The sequence below is a fragment of the Parabacteroides sp. AM17-47 genome, from assembly GCF_003434625.1.
GTDB lineage: Bacteria > Bacteroidota > Bacteroidia > Bacteroidales > Tannerellaceae > Parabacteroides > Parabacteroides distasonis.
The window spans coordinates 29,068-48,409 of sequence record NZ_QTLI01000017.1 but is presented as its reverse complement, the minus strand read 5'-3'; the positions used below and the strand labels follow the sequence as shown (position 1 = coordinate 48,409).

The 19,342-nt window shown below is 41.6% G+C and carries 23 protein-coding genes; 10 read left to right on the top strand and 13 right to left on the bottom strand.

From position 1 onward, the window contains the following. The first annotated feature begins 521 nt into the window (after nt 1–521). Genes DW205_RS14515 through DW205_RS14495 form a run of 5 tightly spaced genes read left to right on the top strand, consistent with a single transcriptional unit; the run spans nt 522 to nt 5,214 of the window. Nucleotides 522–1,349, top strand: a complete 828-nt coding sequence (locus tag DW205_RS14515) for an ATP-binding cassette domain-containing protein (protein WP_005862293.1) — start codon at nt 522–524, stop codon at nt 1,347–1,349. 12 nt (nt 1,350–1,361) lie between these two features. Next, nucleotides 1,362–2,078 (top strand): hypothetical protein, encoded by a 717-nt coding sequence (locus DW205_RS14510; protein ID WP_005862291.1) that lies wholly within the window; start codon nt 1,362–1,364, stop codon nt 2,076–2,078. Beyond that, complete coding sequence (locus DW205_RS14505; RefSeq protein WP_005862289.1) at nt 2,075–2,443, top strand: GntR family transcriptional regulator; 369 nt, start codon at nt 2,075–2,077, stop codon at nt 2,441–2,443. The genes DW205_RS14510 and DW205_RS14505 overlap by 4 nt, the downstream gene beginning before the upstream one ends. A gap of 8 nt (nt 2,444–2,451) precedes the next feature. Then, nucleotides 2,452–2,859, top strand: a complete 408-nt coding sequence (locus DW205_RS14500) for a hypothetical protein (protein ID WP_005862287.1) — start codon at nt 2,452–2,454, stop codon at nt 2,857–2,859. Nucleotides 2,860–2,904: 45 nt separating this feature from the next. Beyond that, the gene (locus tag DW205_RS14495) at nt 2,905–5,214 is read left to right on the top strand and encodes an outer membrane beta-barrel protein (RefSeq protein ID WP_005862285.1); all 2,310 of its coding nucleotides are present in this window, start codon (nt 2,905–2,907) and stop codon (nt 5,212–5,214) included. A gap of 24 nt (nt 5,215–5,238) precedes the next feature. Here DW205_RS14495 and DW205_RS14490 read toward each other — a convergent pair whose 3' ends face one another. Further along, nucleotides 5,239–5,832, bottom strand: a complete 594-nt coding sequence (locus DW205_RS14490) for a hypothetical protein (protein WP_005862283.1) — start codon at nt 5,830–5,832, stop codon at nt 5,239–5,241. A 101-nt stretch (nt 5,833–5,933) separates the two neighbouring features. On the opposite strand from DW205_RS14490, the gene serB reads away from it, so the two are divergent. From serB to DW205_RS14475, 3 genes are read left to right on the top strand one after another with little or no spacing between them, the layout of a single operon-like run. After that, nucleotides 5,934–7,160, top strand: coding sequence for a phosphoserine phosphatase SerB (serB, locus tag DW205_RS14485; RefSeq protein WP_005856925.1), 1,227 nt, complete (start codon nt 5,934–5,936; stop codon nt 7,158–7,160). Between the two features lie 25 nt (nt 7,161–7,185). Beyond that, on the top strand, nt 7,186–7,491 hold the full coding sequence (locus tag DW205_RS14480) for a Dabb family protein (protein ID WP_005862281.1): 306 nt from the start codon (nt 7,186–7,188) through the stop codon (nt 7,489–7,491). Beyond that, complete coding sequence (locus tag DW205_RS14475) at nt 7,478–7,948, top strand: C-GCAxxG-C-C family protein (protein WP_005862279.1); 471 nt, start codon at nt 7,478–7,480, stop codon at nt 7,946–7,948. Before DW205_RS14480 ends, DW205_RS14475 begins: the two co-directional genes overlap by 14 nt. Before the next feature lie 9 nt (nt 7,949–7,957). Here DW205_RS14475 and DW205_RS14470 read toward each other — a convergent pair whose 3' ends face one another. Next, on the bottom strand, nt 7,958–8,662 hold the full coding sequence (locus DW205_RS14470; RefSeq protein ID WP_005862277.1) for an MgtC/SapB family protein: 705 nt from the start codon (nt 8,660–8,662) through the stop codon (nt 7,958–7,960). 136 nt (nt 8,663–8,798) lie between these two features. Between DW205_RS14470 and DW205_RS14465 the strand changes: the two genes are divergently transcribed. Further along, nucleotides 8,799–9,560 carry an exodeoxyribonuclease III gene (locus tag DW205_RS14465; protein ID WP_034530498.1) on the top strand — a complete coding sequence of 254 codons (762 nt, stop codon included), beginning with the start codon at nt 8,799–8,801 and terminating at the stop codon, nt 9,558–9,560. Nucleotides 9,561–9,661: 101 nt separating this feature from the next. Here DW205_RS14465 and DW205_RS14460 read toward each other — a convergent pair whose 3' ends face one another. The 5 genes from DW205_RS14460 to DW205_RS14440 all read right to left on the bottom strand — a co-directional run bounded on the left by DW205_RS14460 (nt 9,662) and on the right by DW205_RS14440 (nt 14,527). Further along, complete coding sequence (locus tag DW205_RS14460) at nt 9,662–10,579, bottom strand: dihydroorotate dehydrogenase (protein WP_005862273.1); 918 nt, start codon at nt 10,577–10,579, stop codon at nt 9,662–9,664. Continuing rightward, the gene (locus DW205_RS14455; RefSeq protein WP_005862271.1) at nt 10,567–11,352 is read right to left on the bottom strand and encodes a dihydroorotate dehydrogenase electron transfer subunit; all 786 of its coding nucleotides are present in this window, start codon (nt 11,350–11,352) and stop codon (nt 10,567–10,569) included. The genes DW205_RS14460 and DW205_RS14455 overlap by 13 nt, the downstream gene beginning before the upstream one ends. Nucleotides 11,353–11,417: 65 nt before the next feature. Further along, on the bottom strand, nt 11,418–11,867 hold the full coding sequence (locus tag DW205_RS14450) for a helix-turn-helix domain-containing protein (protein ID WP_005856911.1): 450 nt from the start codon (nt 11,865–11,867) through the stop codon (nt 11,418–11,420). Between the two features lie 841 nt (nt 11,868–12,708). Further along, a complete protein-coding gene (holA, locus tag DW205_RS14445; protein WP_005862267.1) occupies nt 12,709–13,731 on the bottom strand; it encodes a DNA polymerase III subunit delta in 1,023 nt (340 codons plus the stop codon). Between the two features lie 19 nt (nt 13,732–13,750). Beyond that, entirely contained in the window at nt 13,751–14,527 is a 777-nt protein-coding gene (locus DW205_RS14440; RefSeq protein WP_005862265.1) for an AMP nucleosidase, read from the bottom strand. 56 nt (nt 14,528–14,583) lie between these two features. Between DW205_RS14440 and DW205_RS14435 the strand changes: the two genes are divergently transcribed. Further along, entirely contained in the window at nt 14,584–15,045 is a 462-nt protein-coding gene (locus tag DW205_RS14435) for a type I restriction enzyme HsdR N-terminal domain-containing protein (protein ID WP_005856901.1), read from the top strand. Between the two features lie 61 nt (nt 15,046–15,106). Here DW205_RS14435 and DW205_RS14430 read toward each other — a convergent pair whose 3' ends face one another. The 6 genes from DW205_RS14430 to nqrC all read right to left on the bottom strand — a co-directional run bounded on the left by DW205_RS14430 (nt 15,107) and on the right by nqrC (nt 19,334). Further along, entirely contained in the window at nt 15,107–15,358 is a 252-nt protein-coding gene (locus tag DW205_RS14430; protein ID WP_005862263.1) for a hypothetical protein, read from the bottom strand. Nucleotides 15,359–15,435: 77 nt separating this feature from the next. After that, a complete protein-coding gene (locus DW205_RS14425; RefSeq protein WP_010182987.1) occupies nt 15,436–15,663 on the bottom strand; it encodes a hypothetical protein in 228 nt (75 codons plus the stop codon). Between the two features lie 263 nt (nt 15,664–15,926). Continuing rightward, nucleotides 15,927–17,201 carry an NADH:ubiquinone reductase (Na(+)-transporting) subunit F gene (nqrF, locus tag DW205_RS14420; RefSeq protein WP_010182986.1) on the bottom strand — a complete coding sequence of 425 codons (1,275 nt, stop codon included), beginning with the start codon at nt 17,199–17,201 and terminating at the stop codon, nt 15,927–15,929. A gap of 40 nt (nt 17,202–17,241) precedes the next feature. After that, the gene (nqrE, locus tag DW205_RS14415; RefSeq protein WP_005856893.1) at nt 17,242–17,859 is read right to left on the bottom strand and encodes an NADH:ubiquinone reductase (Na(+)-transporting) subunit E; all 618 of its coding nucleotides are present in this window, start codon (nt 17,857–17,859) and stop codon (nt 17,242–17,244) included. A gap of 25 nt (nt 17,860–17,884) precedes the next feature. Beyond that, nucleotides 17,885–18,514: an NADH:ubiquinone reductase (Na(+)-transporting) subunit D gene (locus DW205_RS14410; protein ID WP_005856891.1), complete on the bottom strand. Its 630-nt coding sequence runs from the start codon at nt 18,512–18,514 to the stop codon at nt 17,885–17,887. A gap of 7 nt (nt 18,515–18,521) precedes the next feature. Beyond that, nucleotides 18,522–19,334 (bottom strand): NADH:ubiquinone reductase (Na(+)-transporting) subunit C, encoded by an 813-nt coding sequence (nqrC, locus tag DW205_RS14405; protein WP_005856889.1) that lies wholly within the window; start codon nt 19,332–19,334, stop codon nt 18,522–18,524. Nucleotides 19,335–19,342: the final 8 nt, after the last annotated feature.

The window sequence follows — 19,342 nt, the reverse complement described above, 5'->3', positions numbered from 1 at the left end:
AAAGCCAAATACTTCTTTCTACCAAATTATATAGCGATTTTCCGCAAATTAGCAAGCTTTTTTATATGTTTTAGCGCACACATCGATAAAAAATTAACTGTTTTGCAACATAAATTTAGAAGTAGAGTACCTTTTTCTCCCCGAGAGAACCGCAAAATTATCAAGAATCATTAGCTTCCCGCTCCCCTACCTTTAGACCGATAACAGGGTATCCTTAGCGATTTCATCTTTAAGTATAGATTATCCAACGGCTGTTACATAATCATCTAACAGTTGGTGCATGATCTTCCAACAGCCGTTAGATGATCATGCACCAACTGAAAAATTAGCAATGCTTCAAGAGCAAACCGCTAATCCTTCTTGGAAAAGAGGCTAATAGCATTAAGAGATTCCCTTTAATCACCTTGTACTGCCATCTTGAAAAATAAAAGGAAAAAAATACCCTTCCCTCTTGTTTATTCAAAAACTTCCACTACATTTGCAGTGTACTATTAAACTAATACACTAAAGCAGCAAAACATATGATTACATTAAAAGAACTCTCATTCAGCTATAGCCGCAAAAAAGAGGTACTTGATCGTATCAATCTTGAGGTTGGATCGGGACACATCTGTGGCTTATTGGGAAAGAACGGCGAAGGAAAGACTACGCTTCTAAACCTTCTAAGCGGACAGATCTTTCCGGATCAAGGTTCTTGCCTCGTATTGGAGGAAACTCCTTCAGAGAGAAACGCTCGTTTCTTGCAGCAGATCTTCTTATTGCCTGAGGAAATCTCCATGCCTGAGGTCACCGCCATAGAATATATAAAGATGTACGCGCCTTTTTATCCGACATTTAGGGACGATATCTGCAAGGCTTGCGTAGAATCGTTTGAGATCAATCTATCCGATCGCCTGTCGAAAATGTCTCAAGGACAACGGAAAAAGGTGGCGATAACCTTGGCGCTGGCCGCTCATACGCCCCTGCTTCTAATGGATGAACCAACAAATGGGCTGGACATTCCCTCGAAAGCGACATTCCGCAGACTGGTAGCCTCTTTGATAGATGACAATCAGACGGTTATTATCTCCACGCATCAGGTCAGGGATCTGGAAAGCTTGATCGACACGGTATTGATCTTAGACCAAAGGCAAATCCTATTGAATAAGACGTTGAACGAGATCGGCGAGAAACTTTATTTCGGACCACTCCTGCCGGAAGAGAAAGCTCTTTATTCCGAGCCTACCCCGCAAGGGACAATAGGCGTCACCGCAAGGGATGGCAAGGAAGAGACGGCCGTATCCTTAGAGTTGCTCTTTAACGCGGCGATAACGTATCCCAAAGAGATCCAAAGAATCATGAACTCCTAAATACACATAGACATGAAAACAGATTTTAGTATACAACGCATCAATCTTTTACTTCGCAAAGATTGGATAGAGAATAAGAAAAAATTAGCTTATGGGGTATTGGTCATCCTCGGAGTCCTCTTCTTTTTCCTGTTATCCTCCATTTTATGGGATACGAGATTCCGTACCTTTACATTATATGTATTGGGATCATTGGGGACTTTTATCGCTTTCTGTAGCTACGTAAACTTGATGATACACCGCCCTAGAGGATTATTCTTAACGCTTCCCGCGAGCAACCAAGAGAAATTTGCCGCTATCCTGATCGAAGGTATCGTGGTATTCTTAACGTACCAAGTCACGTTTTGGATCGGGACGGGAATAGCCTCCATGCTTATTCATATACAGCCTGTAGCATTCAAGGACATTACCATGCCCTTGCAAGAGTTCACCATGCTGGCGTTTGTCGGTTCCTTGATGTTCCTCTCTTACGTTACATTCAAGAAGTATGCTTTAGGAATCGCTTGTGGCGGATATATATTGATAGTTGCCTCTATCATAGGGATTGTCTATCTATGCATAAGCACGTTGAACATCCAGCCGGGTATGGATAGGTTCTGTTATGAGTCTTCCCCACTTTATACCACCGTGTATTGGCTAAGTTTTGCCTTTACACCCGCATTTCTCATCGCTACCCTCGTGGTCTTATACGTCGCTTATCTAAAACTTAAAGAAAAGGAACTAAGATGAACTACAATACGAATCAATCCATATTTATCCAGATAGCCGAGCGGATTTGCGACCGGGTATTGAGTGGTAATTACAAAGCCGATAGCCGTATCCCTTCGGTACGGGAACTGGCGGTAGAGATGGAAGTGAATCCGAACACGGTCATGCGTTCCTTCGAACGTCTGCAAGCGAATGAGATTATTTACAACAAGCGTGGGATCGGCTACTTCGTTGCTTCCGACGCCGAGCGGAAAATCCGTGAGATGCGCCATAACCAGTTCGTGGAAGAGGTGCTTCCCGCTGTATTCAAGGAGATGCACCTGCTAGGCGTAGGTATCGACGAGCTTACGAAAGCCTATACATTATATATATCTACCATTAAATAAAGACAATCATGAAAAAAAGTAATCGCGTGTTTATCGCCTTGATAGCGACATTATATATCGTTCCAGCCCTCACTTTCGGCGTTGCCCAGTTTACGTCGGAAAAATGCCTTACAGGTTTCACGCAAAAGTTTCAGATTATCCAGATAGATAATCCGGAGTTGAAAGCGGAAAACATAAAAGTCGATACGAGAACCGCCTCCGAATTTCCCCGGGGGCAAATACTGGAAGCAAAGGACCGGTCGTTACTCTATTACGAGGGAATGAAACGGTATTTGCCGGAAGTCAGCCGCCACGATTCTCTATTATTGGTTAGCGGGGCGAGGGACGCCGGGCAAGATAAAAATCTCACGTTGCATATCCGTATCAACAATATCCAGAAGATCCGTCTGAACGGAGAAGAGATTTGGACTAAGTAACAAGCACATACACACATTATTTCTTAATCATTAAATCGTACTATAATGAAACAAATCATTATGGCAGCCCTTCTTATATCCTTTTCTTGGGGTATTCGGGCACAACAATTACAGATCCGGGGGAAAGTCATTGATCTATCCGACAAGTCTCCTCTTGAGTTTGCGAATATCACGCTTCAAACAGCCGATTCCGCATTCATCACAGGGACGACGACGGATAGTAAAGGACTTTTCCGGATCGAGAAAGTCAAGGCCGGAGATTATCAAGTATCTGTTTCCTCCATAGGTTACAAGACCTCGGTAGTCTCCGTGCTGGGACTTTCCCAGCCTATAGATCTCGGTACGATCTCATTGGCATCCTCCTCTATATCCTTAGATGAAGTCACGGTCAACGCTTCCGCTATCCGTAATACGGCGGACCGTAAGATCGCGTTCCCTACCTCCGAGCAAAAAGCGGCCTCCAGCAATGGCATCAACCTATTGAACGCCTTGATGCTTCCTCGTTTGGAAGTAGACCCGATCCGGAATAGCGTATCGCTACCGAATGAAGGGACGATTCAATTCTGCATCAACGGTATCAAGGTGGAGCTATCCGATATCCGGGGCTTATCGCCACAGGAGGTAATCCGGGTAGAATATCATGATAATCCGGGCTTACGTTACGGTAACGCCTCTGTCGTACTCGACTACATTGTCCGGAGGGAAACTAGCGGCGGTTCTGTCAATCTGGATCTTAGTAATTCACCGACCACCTCTTTTGGAGACGATCAGGTATCGACGAAGTTCAATCATAAGAAATCAGAGTTCGGATTGCAATACGCCGTCCGTTACCGGAATCCGTATCATATCTGGACGGAAGGAGTCGAGACCTTCCGCTTTGAGAATGGCGAGACGCTGGAACGTACCTCGGAAGGTCTGCCAAGAGGAATGTCTGAGACCGCCCATAACCTCTCTCTTAATTACAATTTGGTAGATAACGACCATTATTATTTCAATGCCACGCTACGCTATTTCCTATCGGATGAGGATAAAGGTAGTGATAAGAACCTGTATACCAATAACCATCCCGAGGATAAGACATACGCTTGGAATCCAAATAGCAACTCTACCAAACGTCCTTCCCTCGACCTTTATTACCAACACTCCTTACCACATAAGCAGACATTGATACTTAATATGGTAGGTACGTACATACATACGAACGCAAACCAAATGTATCAAGAATGGAAAAACGATATCCTCTTATCGGATATCTTGTCGAACGTGGACGGAGACAAATATTCCATCATCGGCGAGGGAATCTACGAACGGCAATTCGAGGCCGGTCGATTGGGAGGAGGATTGAAACACACCCAATCGTGGACGGATAACACCTACAGCGGAACGGTTGGAGGACGAACCAAGATGAAACAGTCGGAGACGTATCTCTATACGGAATTCAGCGGACGTGTCAAGAAGTTGAATTATACGGCCGGAATAGGTGTCTCCCGCTCATGGCTCAAGCAAGAAGGCGAGGAAGATTATCAATATTATACGTTCCGCCCAAAGGTATCCTTACAATATAACTTTACGGATAATATGTATTTCCGGGTAAACGGTAGCGTAAATAATGTCTCACCTAGCCTATCGGAACTAAGCGCCATCGAGCAATATATCGATACGCTACAGATACGCCGGGGAAATCCTTATCTGAAACCCTATAAGAGTTATGACATGCAAGCCTATTATCTATATAAAAAAGGAATATTCACCGGAGACTTAAACTTTTATTACAGTAATAGCCCGGACCGGATCATGGAGGAAGTGATACGAGAAAATAATAAGTTCATTCGCATTACCGATAACCAAAAAGGATGGCAGAAACTAAGCGGTGACTTGACATTACGTGTCGGCCCTATCATCAAGCGGATCATAAGCCTATCCGTGACAGGTGGAGTCAATCGTTATATCAGCGAAGGAAATAGTTATTCGCATACCTATAACAATTGGTATTACCGGGCTTCCGTCATGGCTATGTACAAGAAATTCATGGCTATGTTCCAGATACAAAGTAGCTATAATACGTTTGTCGGCGAATTATTGCATGGCGGCGAGAATATCCATATGTTTATGTTCCGGTACAATCAAGGTAAATTCGCCGTTGGAGCCGGATTGATGATGCCTTTCTCCAGCCAGTACAAACGGGTAGAGGAAAATCGGAACGCTTACGCTCCCAGCCGTACGAACATGTACGCAAACGACTTCAGCCGAATGTTGATGCTAACCTTCTCTTGGAATTTTGACTTCGGTCGCAAGTTCAAGGAGGCCAACAAGAAACTTTGGAATAGTGATGAGGATTCGGGTATCATGCGATGATCCTCAAATAAAAAAAGTCCGGTATTAATTACCGGACTTTTCTTTTCTATCTTCAGGAGGGGGAATTGGAACCCCTTCTTTAATAAACTCATCATATACGATCTTAGGATGGTCTTGCGGAGAAGCCAGTTGATATTCCGCAGCGAAATTATCCCGCCTAAAATTCTTCAGCTTAAGGTTTTCCGCGCTGTAATTTCTCAAGGTCTCCTTTCTGTCACCAAACAAAGAACTGTTCAATACTTCCGAATCCAGAATGTTTTCTTTCGGAGTCATTGTCGGCAAAAGGTTTTGTTCCAACAATCCTCTATAAGCGCCAATGTATTCGCACCAAACAGAATTACCTTTTTGATAGATTCGATAGGTGTAGTTAGACCAAGCTGTCGTTACATGAATCTCATGCTCCCAGATATCGACGCATGCCTCTGAATCAAAGTAGGGATCTTTAATCGTCACACGTCGCAATCCATGATTCTCATCTCTCACTAAAGTCAGCCACTTATCTGAATGAAGTATTTCAGAAATAATGTCGGGCAACTTTTCCTTGATTTCAAATTGGATTCTCATACATTTCGCCTGCCGGTCAGGACTTTTTAAGGTTGCCAGGTTCTCATTAAACATTTTGTCGTTAATACGATAAAACAAATATAAGCAAAAATGTTCAATATAATGTACTCTTTTTCGATAATTCTTACGTACTTTTGCCTAATAGAATGACAAATATGGCACAAAACGACGAAATAATACTGATAAATATCAATGGTGCGGATCGTCCGGGTGTAACGGCAGCTCTTACGGAGATTCTAGCTAAGAACAACGCTGTTATCCTCGATATCGGTCAAGCGGATATCCATAACCATTTATCATTGGGTATCTTGTTTCAAAGCACGGAAGGAAATTCCGGCGATATATTAAAAGAACTACTGTTCAAGAGTTACGAATTAGACGTCAATATCCGTTTCAATCCCATTACAGAGCAAGAATATAGTAAATGGGTAGGTATGCAGGGCAAGAACCGGTATATCATCACGATATTAAGCCGTAAGCTTACGGCCAAGCAAATCGCGGGTGTTTCCCGGATCGTTGCGGAGCAAGATATGAATATTGATGATATCAAGCGGCTCACGGGACGTATCCCGTTGGACGAGAATGCCCGTACTCCTAAGGCGAGCGTGGAGTTTTCCGTACGTGGTACCCCGAAAAACAAGGAGTGCATGAAAGCGGAGTTCATGAAACTTTCCACGGAGCTTGAGATGGATATCTCTTTCCAAGAGGATAGCATGTATCGCCGTATGCGCCGTCTGATTTGTTTCGATATGGACTCTACCTTGATAGAGACGGAGGTTATCGACGAGTTGGCGATACGTGCCGGAGTTGGCGATCAAGTAAAAGCGATTACAGAGGCAGCCATGCGTGGAGAGATCGATTTCTGCGAGAGCTTCCGCCAGCGTTGTGCCTTATTAAAGGGGTTGGACGTATCCGTGATGCAGGAGATCGCCGAGAATCTACCGATCACAGAAGGTGTAGACCGTTTGATGCGTATCTTGAAAAAGGTGGGCTTCAAGATCGCTATCCTTTCCGGAGGTTTCACTTATTTCGGTAATTTCCTTAAACAAAAATATAATATCGACTATGTATACGCCAACGAGCTTGAGATCGAGAATGGCAAGCTAACGGGTAATCATGTGGGTGATATCGTAGATGGGAAGCGTAAAGCGGAGTTATTACGCCTGATCGCGCAAGTGGAGAACGTAGATATTCGCCAGACCGTAGCGGTTGGCGACGGGGCGAACGACTTGCCGATGATTAGTATCGCCGGTCTAGGTATCGCCTTCCATGCCAAACCAAAGGTTAAGGCGACCGCCAAGCAATCTATCTCTACGATTGGCCTCGATGGTATCTTATATTTCCTTGGATACAAGGATTCGTATTTGGATGAACAGATGTAATATATATAATTAACGTATAGCGATTATGATCAGACATATTGTAATGTTTAAGTTGAGGGAGTTTCAAACTCCGGCTGAGAAGCAAGCCAAAATGCAAGAAATTAAGGATAAACTGGAAGCCTTAATCAATAAGATAGACGTATTGAAAATGATCCGTGTAGATTTTAATTGTAATCCGGCGGAGACTTGGGATATTATTTTAACTACTGAATTGCCTACCTTGGAAGATGTAAATACGTACGCTAATCATCCGGAACATGTAGCGGTCGCTAAAGGAATTATTGGCCCGGTAAAGGCGGACAGAGCTTGTGTTGACTATGAAATCCTTTGATATAGAGGAGTGTGTGAACCAAGCGGTCCACAACTTCGAGTCCGGATATAATTGCGCTCAATCTGTATTCCTCGCTTATTCGGATGTCTTCGAGTTGGATTTAGAACTGGCGAAAAAGATGTCTGTATCTTTTGGAGGAGGTGTCGGACGCATGCGTGAGGTTTGTGGTACCGTAAACGCAATGGCGATGTTAGCCGGATTTAAGTATCCGGTATTTGATCCGCTAGATCAAGAGGCGCGTGCCCGCAACTATGGCATGGTACAAAAAATGGCGGCTTTATTCAAGGAGAAACATGGGACGATCATTTGCCGTAGCCTTCTTCCTCCGGAAGAGACATCGACGAATCCCGCTCCTTCCGCACGCACACAACAGTATTATGCCAAACGTCCTTGCGGTAAATACGTTGAGGAAGCGGCTCGTATCGCCGGGCATATGCTAAAGGGTGAACTTGAATAAACGGCATTGTCAAGCTAGAAGACGTATTTGTGAAATGTAACCAAGTTTTCGAATCTCAGTGAATAACTCACTGTAAGAGGACTTGGATTTCACATTGACTTTATAGGTAATTGTCGACGTATTCTTGTCGTAATTATGCTCATAAGAAAGACTTACGATAAATATGCTCCTATTTTCCAAGATTTTCCGGATACCTTTAAGATCGGGAGTCGAGGTTGAGCAAATTATCGTAAGTATTTTATTAACACCATCCAAATACATACGTCGCTCCAACCTTTCTAAAGAAACCAATACGAACAAGGTAAATGCCGTAGTGATAGAAGCGGCCAAGAACATACCGGCACCAGCGGCCAAACCTACTACAGCCATTACCCAAATACAAGCCGCCGTAGTGAGTCCATGCACGCTTCCATGACTTTGAATAATAGCTCCTGCTCCCAAGAAACCAATACCTGTAAGGACTTGGGCGGCGATACGCCCCGGATCTCCATTCAAGAAATTCGGATAGGTTTGTGGTATCCAGATAGATATCAACATGGCGGCGGCAGATCCCATACAGATCAAGGTAAAGGTTCGCATACCAGCGTCCCTGCGGCGAAATTGTCTTTCTACACCGATAATAGCGCCAAGCACGAAACTGATAGCTAATCGTACGGCGGCGGTCGAGGCCGTTATCTGAGTATTCTCTAAAATATCGTTCAAATGTTCCAGCATAGTCTGTCATTCATTCTAAGTTATACAAATATAGAAAATTTCTATGTACCGATTATGGAATGAAAACAATGTAAAATCGTCAAAAGTTGTATCTTTGAGACAGAATAAAAGTCATTCACCTCTAAACTTAGAAAAATTGAAAATAATAACGTACAATACAAATGGATTAAGGGCTGCCGTAGGTAAAGGCTTGCCCGAATGGTTGGCTCAAGAACAGCCAGACGTGTTATGTATCCAAGAGACAAAGTTACAACCAGACCAGTTTCCGTCGGAAACATTCGAGGCTTTAGGATATAAGTCTTATTTGTTTAGTGCCCAAAAGAAGGGATATAGTGGCGTGGCCATTCTTACGAAACAGGAACCGGATCATATCGAGTATGGAATGGGGATCGAGAAGTATGATAATGAGGGACGTTTTCTCCGTGCGGATTTCGGGGATGTATCGATCGTAAGTGTCTATCATCCTTCCGGGACTAGTGGGGATGAACGGCAGGATTTTAAGATGTTATGGTTGGAAGATTTCCAGAAATATGTCGTTGAGTTACAGAAATCCCGTCCGAACTTAATTCTCTGTGGCGATTACAACATTTGCCACGAGCCGATAGATATTCATGATCCGATCAGGAACGCAAAGAACAGTGGTTTCCTTCCGGAAGAACGGGAATGGATGACTCGCTTCTTATCCGCAGGTTTTACGGATACATTTCGCTTCTTGAACCCGGATAAGCAAGAATATACATGGTGGAGTTATCGCTTCAATTCCAGATCTAAAAATAAAGGATGGCGTATTGATTATTGTATGGTTAGCGACAATATGAAGCCGAAAGTTAAAGCCGCTTATATATTAAACGATGCCGTACATTCTGATCATTGTCCGGCCGTATTAGAGATCGAATAATCTTTCATAATAAAAAGAAAGGATGTGTTCTTTTTGCGTAAGCGAACACATCCTTTTTTATTATTGAAAAAATGGAAATAAAGTCTATAAATGAACTTAGATTATCTCTGAATATCCAATGCTCCGATCAACTCTTTTACTGATTTAAAACCATGTCGGTCACAATAGTCATTCAATCCATCAATAACCTTGATAGAAACAGTTGGATCTACAAAGTTATAAGTTCCGATCTGGATAGCACTAGCCCCAGCTAACATGAACTCCACGGCATCTTTCCAATTTGAAATACCTCCCAAACCTATAATTGGGATCTTTACCGCATGATACGTTTGCCATACCATACGTAGAGCTACAGGTTTTACGCAAGGCCCGGAAAGACCTCCAGTTATTGTAGATAATATAGGTTTACGTTTCTCTGCGTCGATGGCCATTCCAAGCATCGTATTAATTAACGAAACAGAATCCGCACCCTCCGCTTCAACAGCTTTAGCGATCTCCGTAATATCAGTTACATTAGGAGAAAGTTTTACAATAAGTGTCTTTGGATAAACCCTACGAACAGCCTTAACAACCTCTCCTGCACCACACGTAGTAACGCCGAAAGCCATACCACCTTGCTTTACGTTCGGACAAGAAATGTTCAGTTCGATAGCGGGAATCCTATCCAACTCTGCGATCTTTTCCGCACACTCGACATACGTTTCAACCGAAGATCCACTCACATTTACGATCATATTCGTATCGATGTCCTTGATCTCCGGATAAATATGCTCTGCGAAATAATCGGCGCCCTTATTCTGAAGCCCCACGGCATTCAACATTCCGGAAGGAGTCTCCGCCATTCTTGGATAATCATTACCTTCACGAGGTTGGATAGTGGTACCTTTCACGAAAATACCCCCCAAACGTGAAATATCCATGAAATCAGCATATTCTATACCATATCCGAACGTGCCGGATGCTGTCATTACCGGATTTTTCAACGGTAAATTCCCAATGTTTACATTTAATTCAGCCATGACAATTTCTCAATATTAAATACGGGACCTTCTGTACATACACACACATTATGACCTTCCTTGTTTTTCTCTACGCAGCACAAACAAGCACCTATGCCACAAGCCATCGTGTTCTCAAGAGAAACCTCGCAAGAAATAGCTTCCGCACCTGCGTATTTCGCTACCGCCACCATCATTGGTTTAGGACCACAAGTATAAATCTGGTCAAATCGAACCTCTTTAAGGATCGTATGGTTAGTCACATACCCTTTCTCGCCTAGCGAACCATCTTCGGTTGTGATATAAACCTTACCAAATCTCTGGAATTCATCTAATTGCAATACATCATCCTTAGAACGAGCCCCAAGTAGAAAAGTAGGCTCAAAACCGGCATCTTTTAAACAAGCTCCTAGATATAACATCGGAGCGGTTCCAACACCACCACCAATCAGCAAAAGTCTTTTGTTCTCCTGTTCCTTGGAAGGAATTGTAAAACTATTACCCAGTGGTAGCATTATGTTTACAATATCACCGGGACGGAATTCTGCCATTTTTCTCGTGCCATCACCAACAAGTTGAATCAATAACCACAACTCATTTTTAGACTTATCTACATAGTTGACGGAAATCGGACGACGTAAGAATGTTGTAGGAGAGTTTTCTACATGAACCTCTACAAATTGTCCGGGAAGCATCTCTGGAAGATTCCCATCCGAGGTTAACTTTAGCAGGCAATAATTTTTATGAAGGTGACAGTTTTCAGTCACCTTCATGTCTAAGATGTACTTCTTCATATACACGATTACTCAATTTATCCGCAAAGATACATGAATATAACGTATATACCGAACAGTTTACCTTAGTCTTTCTTGTTTTTTTCAGGGACGAAAGTATCAAACGTATTGTCGGAGTAAAATATCATTATTTTACTAACATTTTTAGAAGGCTTTTCTTGGCATATAACTTGCTCTACAACAGGTTGTTTCTGGATGTTTACAGGTGTCTCAACCCCAATTTCCTTGCGATTTTCGGCAACAACTTGTACATTGGGACGATTTTCAAGCATATTTGTAAACAAATTAGGTTCAGTTAACACATGTTCTCGGATCATTTCGCCTTTGCCAAACAATAGCCAGTCAGAATCAACATAAGTGAACCGTTCCAGTATTTTTAGCAGAACATCCAAACTCGGATTATTTCTCCCAGATATAATATGTGACATTGCCGAACGCTGTATACCGATCGATTCGGCAAATTTAGAAGGGGTAAGTCCTTCACGTTCCATTATTTTTAAAATACGATCTCTCATATTCATATATATCTTAAATTCTTACTAGAATACAGCCATTATGACCGTTTACTAAGATAAATCTCCATAAAGTAAACTAGATACAAAGATAAATCAATATTTCCATTTGTGCAATTTATTTTTATAAAACTAAATTGATACATATGTGTCAAGCCGATACATATGTGATGGGTAGAACTGTAAACCGTGTTCAAGAAGGAGGTATAGAGTATTTAGAAAAACTTTAGAAAAATAGCATATATATCTGATTTATATGTAAATATAATAATACATATGATGTATAGTTAGGGGGTTTTTATACGTTTGTAGACGAAAAAACATGTTTAGTTAATGTAAACAATCAATATTTCTATATAAAAAACTGGTTATTTATAATTTATAGCAAATCTTACGTGGATAAAGAAATATATAGTAATCCATGATTTATATTAGTAATGTAAACATGGTACATTTGTAACGCCTATATAATGATTACAAAAACCACCAACATTTGTAATCTACTCAAATACTTTTATTGTATATATGATTGTAAACATCCATTTCTCGGTTATATTTGTATACAATATAATTTTACTCTATTTATTTTACTGCCAACTTGTCTATTTTTCCTTTAACGGATAATGAAGGCAATCTATGGCTATACCGATTATAGCTTTAAGTATGGATTTCTTGGAATTTTTGAGGAAGAAGGTACGTGATTGAATAAATTTTAAAATCTCAGAGAGATAAAATATGCGTAATTAATTGATAAATAAACAAAAAGGCCTCTTTTTCCAGTTTGACTTTTTCATCATTCTAGGAAAAAAGGCCCTTTTGCCTGCACTAAGTCTATGATTTCTGTTTAATGTAAAATTTTGTAAAGTAATTCTTTTAGTAAATCTGCATCTGTCGCTGAAGAGTTTTCCACTCCCTTAGATTTTGCGTCAGTTGTTCGGATATCGCTGATCAAATTAAAAACTTTCATCGCTGGATAATTTTTCATCCCCAAAAGATAGTCCTTTACTTGATAAGTTCCCCGTAAACCAAGTGCGGTCATCAATCCTGATTCCGATCGATCCTTTGAATAATAACAAATCAGCAAGTTTGAGAAATAGTTAAATAATACAGGAAGTGTCATCTGTATCGGATTACTTTTAGGGTTTTTCTCAAAATACTGAGCGATCCGGTTAGCCTTTAATATATCCTTCATGGCAAGTGCCTTTATCAGCTCAAAGTTATTGTATTCTTTACTAATCCCTATATTTTGCTCGATCAATTCCGGTGTGATGCGTTTTGAGGCCTTTTCAGCCAAGATAATTGCCAGCTTATCTAATTCCTTATTGAGACGGTTTAAATCGTTTCCAAGGAAATCTGAGAGCATTTGAGCGGCTTTTGGATCGATACCGATAGAACGCTGTTGCATCAAAGAGGTGATAAAACTCGGCATTTTATAATCCGGGATCTTTTTTGACTCATATAAAATACCGTTTTTATCGGTTGCGGCCGCTAACGCACGACGGCGATCTAAAGTCTTATATTTGTAATTTATGACCAAAATAGTTGATGACAAAGGATTCTTCACATAACTGCTCAGCAACTCTATATCTCTCACTAATTGAGCCTCTCGAACAACGATCAATTGATATTCGGACATCATCGGAAAACGACGTGCCGCATTGATAATAGAAATAGCATCTGTATCTGCGCCGTATAGAATAATCTGATTGAAATCTCTCTCAGATTCCTCTAATACGCTTTTTAATAACAAATCTGTTATTTGATCGATGAAGAAAGGCTCTTCGCCCATTAACACATAAACAGGCTGAAACTTCCTTGCTGTTATATCCCTACAAATCTCCTCGAAAGTAATTTCTTTTTTTGCCATAAATTATGAGGTTTCGCTATTACCAACTAAAACGGATATGACGGATGGTTTTCTTACCATCCAAAATCTGTTGAAGAGCTTCAACTCCCAACATTACCTGTTCTCCTACAAATTGTTGAGTTACCTTCCGGTCACTCGCTTCTGTTTTTACACCATCTTCTTCCATCGGTTTATCCGATATCATCAACAATGCACCCGTAGGTATTTGGTTAGCGAAACCGGCAGTAAGCAAGGTTGCGGTTTCCATATCGATACCAGTGGCATGCGTACTACGAAGATATTCCTTGAAATCATTATCGTATTCCCAAACCCTGCGATTTGTCGTGTAAATCGTACCTGTCCAATAATCTTTTCCATGATCACGTATGGCGGAAGAAATGGCACGAAGCATTGAAAAAGCGGGCAATGAAGGTACCTCAGGTGGTAAATACTCATTCGACGTTCCCTCACCTCGGATCGCCGCTATTGGCAATACATAATCCCCTAATACATTCGCTCTTTTTAATCCTCCACATTTACCGAGGAAAAGCACCGCTTTGGGCATGACTGCTGATAATAAATCCATGATTGTAGCAGCGTTCGCACTTCCCATCCCAAAATTGATAATGGTAATCCCTTCTGCCGAGGCATTGGGCATCGAACTTTTCAATCCCAAAATCGGGACATTAAAATGATCCGCAAATATCTCGACATATTTAGTAAAGTTAGTGAGTAATATGTGCTTAGTGAAGTCTTCTAGCTTTCGCTCGGTATAACGAGGCAGCCAATTTTCTACGATTTCTTGTTTTGTTCTCATAAATAACTACCTTTGAGGTGCATTTTAGTTTAGAATATAAATAACAAATATAGCAAATGCTCCCATTAAATCTACCAAAATTCTCAGTCAAAGTTACGGAGAAAGCAGGAAAGCCTTCTATTTGGGATCCTGTACGCCGAAAATTTGTCGCATTAACGCCAGAGGAATGGGTACGACAACATTTCGTGAACTATTTGGTCACGGAAAAAAACTATCCTCAAGAACTTTTAGCGAATGAAGTAGCGGTAAAACTAAACGGAACATCCAAACGATGCGATACCGTTGCATACAATCGGTTTCTAGCACCTCTAATGATTATTGAATATAAAGCTCCACATATCGAGATAACAAGCGCTGTATTCGATCAAATCGTACGTTATAACATGGTCTTACACGTAAAATACTTAACCGTAAGCAACGGCATCCGTCATTTTTGTTGCAAAATTGACTATGAGAAACAGACGTATGCTTTCCTCGAAGATATACCGGAATACAATCTATTGGAGAAAATCGTTTAATTATCTAAAATAAGTCCCCCTTATCCTTCTATGCACTCGCACGGATCAGATAAGGGCTTACTCAGCCCAACCAGTGAGTAGTTCTATCGATTAGGAATTTACAGTTTGCAGATAAGTCATCTTGTTCTATATACTCGACATCACCGGAAGTCTTAGAAGGTAGCACCATATCTGATACTTCTACCTCCTCATTTTCAAGGCTGGCAAACTTAAACAGATTATATATGCTTGATAGAAAGAGAAGAAAAAGAAACAGGAATGCCTTTGCGACACTTCCTGTTTTTTCTATATATTGAGTAGATTTCAAATCCATATCCCACGCATTAAAAGTTACATGGGCACAAACATAGCAATATTCGTCAAATAAACAAATATTTTAACACGAAAATTTTACTTCGTAAAGAGATAATCCTCCGGTTTTGCGATTCGTAAAATATATTCCGGAGTATTAGGGAGCCTTTTCGCATACAAAGTGACAGAATCACCCCTCTCAGGCATCGTAGAATTAGATTCCAACGATATCTGGTCAACATTACGCAATTTTATTTCATCATCTTTATCGAAAAAGAATGAGTATCCTAATAAAACTGCAAAAAAAGATAAAATCAATGGCTTCATGTCTAACTTGTTTTTATGACTATATAAGCTTAGATGCTTATAAAACGATAAACGCTGCATATTATTTCAAAATAATTACATTTTTAATGTGCCGACATAGAAGTACGACTTATTTCGTTAATGAAGTATATATCCTATGACACATGCAGTATATATCCTATAGCATTTGAAGTATATCTTCGTAAAGAGGAGTTTCAGGGCCAAAATAAAAAAGGCGAGGATCTTAACCCCCGCCTTCTATCTGTAGATATAGAAATCCTATTTTATCCACCGAAATCATCGAAGTGCAACATCTCACGAGGTACACCCAAGTTATCCAGCATATTTTCTACGGCCTTTGACATCGGGCCCGGACCACACATGTAGTATTCGATATCTTCCGGAGCCTCGTGATCCTTCAAGTAAGTATCATGGATTACTTGATGAACGAATCCAGCCGTATATTTAACACCCGCAGCATCAGCGGCAGGATCAGGACGGTCAAGCGCCAAGTGGAACGTAAAGTTTGGGAATTCTTTCTCTATTTCCAAGAAATCTTCCAAATAGAACACTTCGTTCAAGGCACGCGCGCCATAGAAGTAAGACATCTTACGATCCGTAGTCTTCAACGTCTTCGTCATGTGCATGATTTGGGCACGCAACGGAGCCATACCAGCACCACCACCAATCCACATCATCTCTCTCTTAGAATCGAAAATTGGGTGGAAATCACCATAAGGACCACTCATAGTCACCTTATCACCCGGTTTCAACGTAAAGATATAAGAAGAAGCGATACCCGGCATCACATCCATGAAACCAACTTGTGGTTTCGGTTTGAACGGCGGCGTAGCGATACGCACGGTCAACATGATACGGTCACCCTCAGCAGGATAGTTAGCCATAGAATAGGCACGGATAGACGGTGAGTCGTTCTTACACTTCAAACCGAATAAACCGAATTTCTCCCAAGCCGGCAGATACTCGGGGCCGATCAAGCTCTTATCGATATCCTTGTTATAATCCATTGAGTATGTAGGGATCTTGATCTGAGCGTAAGAACCCGGAATAAAGTCCATGTGCTCACCTTTAGGCAATGCAACGATAAACTCCTTGATAAATGTAGCGACGTTCTTGTTACTGATAACCTCGCATTCCCATTCCTTAACGCCAAATACCTCGTCTGGTACCTGAACGACCATATCCTCTTTCACCTTGCATTGACAAGCCAAACGCCAATGATCTTTCACTTGTTTACGAGAGAAGAAACCTTTCTCAGTAGGTAGGATCTCACCACCGCCATCAATAACTTGAGCACGGCACTGACCGCATTTACCACCACCACCACAAGCGGAAGACAAGAAGATGCCACCGCTCTGTAGCGCACCTAGCAAAGTTCCACCAATCGGGGTCTCTATATCTTTCTCTCCGTTAACCTTCAAGCTTACATTCCCTGAAGGCACCAATTTTGCTTTGGCGAACAAAAGCAAACCGACCAAGATCAGCGTGATCAATAAGAATACTATTGCGCTGACACCAATCGTAAGTCCGCCCGACATTAATAAAGTCATCTTTATATTTTGTTTAATGCGTTAATACTTAAATCTTCAGACCAGAGAAACACATGAATGCCATACCCATCAAACCCGTGATGATGAAAGTAATACCCAAACCTTTCAAAGCATTGGGGACATTTGAATATGACAATTTCTCACGGATAGCCGCCATACCTACGATAGCCAGCAACCAACCGATACCAGATCCTAAACCATAAACAGTGGCGACACCTACATTAGGGAACGCTTTTTGTTGCATAAACAGAGAACCACCCAAGATAGCGCAGTTTACAGCGATCAGCGGCAAAAAGATACCAAGGGAAGCATACAAAGACGGAGAGAATTTCTCGACTACCATCTCGACCAACTGCACGAAAGAAGCGATAACGGCGATAAAGATAATAAACGCCAAGAAGCTAAGGTTCACCTCCGCATATTCCGGGCCTAACCAACTTAACGCACCTTCTTTCAATACATAATTCTCAAGCATATAGTTAATCGGCAACGTACAGAAAAGTACGAATGTCACTGCTATACCTAATCCTAAAGCGGTCTTCACGTTCTTTGAGACAGCCACGAAAGAGCACATACCCAAATAGTATGCGAAGATCATGTTGTCAACGAAGATCGAGCGGACGAATGTGCTTAATAATTGTTCCATTCTATTATTCGTTTAATCGTTAACATTAATTTTCTTGAAGTTCCTTGTTCTTAGCACGATGAACCCAAATAATAACAGCGATCACGATCAACGCCATCGGAGGCAAGATCATCAAACCATTGTTCACGTAACCCAGATCATAGAATGCCTGCGGAATCACTTGGAAACCCAATAAGGTACCAGATCCCAGCAATTCACGGAAGAAACCTACGATAATAAGAATAATCGCATATCCCAGACCGTTACCAATGCCATCCAAGAACGATTCCCATGGGCCGTTACCCAAGGCGAACGCTTCCAGACGTCCCATCAAGATACAGTTCGTAATGATCAAACCGACAAATACGGAAAGCTGTTTGTTTACGTCATAAGCAAAAGCTTTCAACACCTCACTAACGATTGTCACCAAAGCGGCAACTACCACCAATTGCACGATAATACGGATACGGTTCGGAATCGTATTACGCATCAATGAAATGATCACGTTAGCGAAAGCTACGACAGCCGTCACCGAGATACCCATCACGATGGCCGGCTCAAGTTTTGATGTTACAGCCAACGCAGAGCAAATACCCAACATCTGAACGACAACCGGGTTGTTAGCGCTCAACGGGCCTAACAGAACTTCTTTATTCTTTTCAGATAATAATCCCATCTTCTACTTAATTTTGTGAGGTCAAAAATTTAACATAACCGCTCAAGCTGTTGAATAACATTTCATCCACACCTTTACTGGTAATTGTACCACCTGAGATACCGTCTACATAATCCTGTCCCGCTACGCTCTTACCCGGCTTAACAACAGCGACAGACTTGAATTCTCCACTCATGAAGATCTTCTTACCTTTGAACTCATTGCTGAACGCCGGTTTAGAGATCTCAGCTCCCAGACCCGGAGTTTCACCTTGGTGGCTGAAGTCAGCACCATAAATAGTATTCTTATCACTATCTACAGAGATATAACCCCATAACGGACCCCAAAGACCTGCTCCATGCAAAGCCATGATATATTTCGGTTGACCATCTACATTTGCGACGAAAACCGGATATTGATGCTCAGTAGCAGCCTTAACTACATCCGTAGCGAAAGCGTCGCCTTCAACCTTCTCACCATTCTCGTTTACCAAGAAAGCTTCCTTGATCAACTCGTTGTACTTGGTCTCAGCCTCAGAAGAAGAAACATTTACGTTGATAGAACGCAGAATTTGTTGTCTCTTATCGTTATCCTCGTTCTGTTTCTGAAAACTTCTCAATGATTGTGAAGTAAACGCCAATACGACAGCCACTAGCACAACCATCACAGCCGCATAAACAACCGTATAAACATTGCTATCCCGATTTATGCCTTTCTTAGCGGCGCCCTCCTCCTTGATTTCCTCAAATTCGGAAGCAGGAGCGGAACATACCGGGCAAGTGTCAGGAGCCTTATTTCCCTCGTGGACATAGCCACATACCTTACATTTATATTTAGCCATATTCCTTC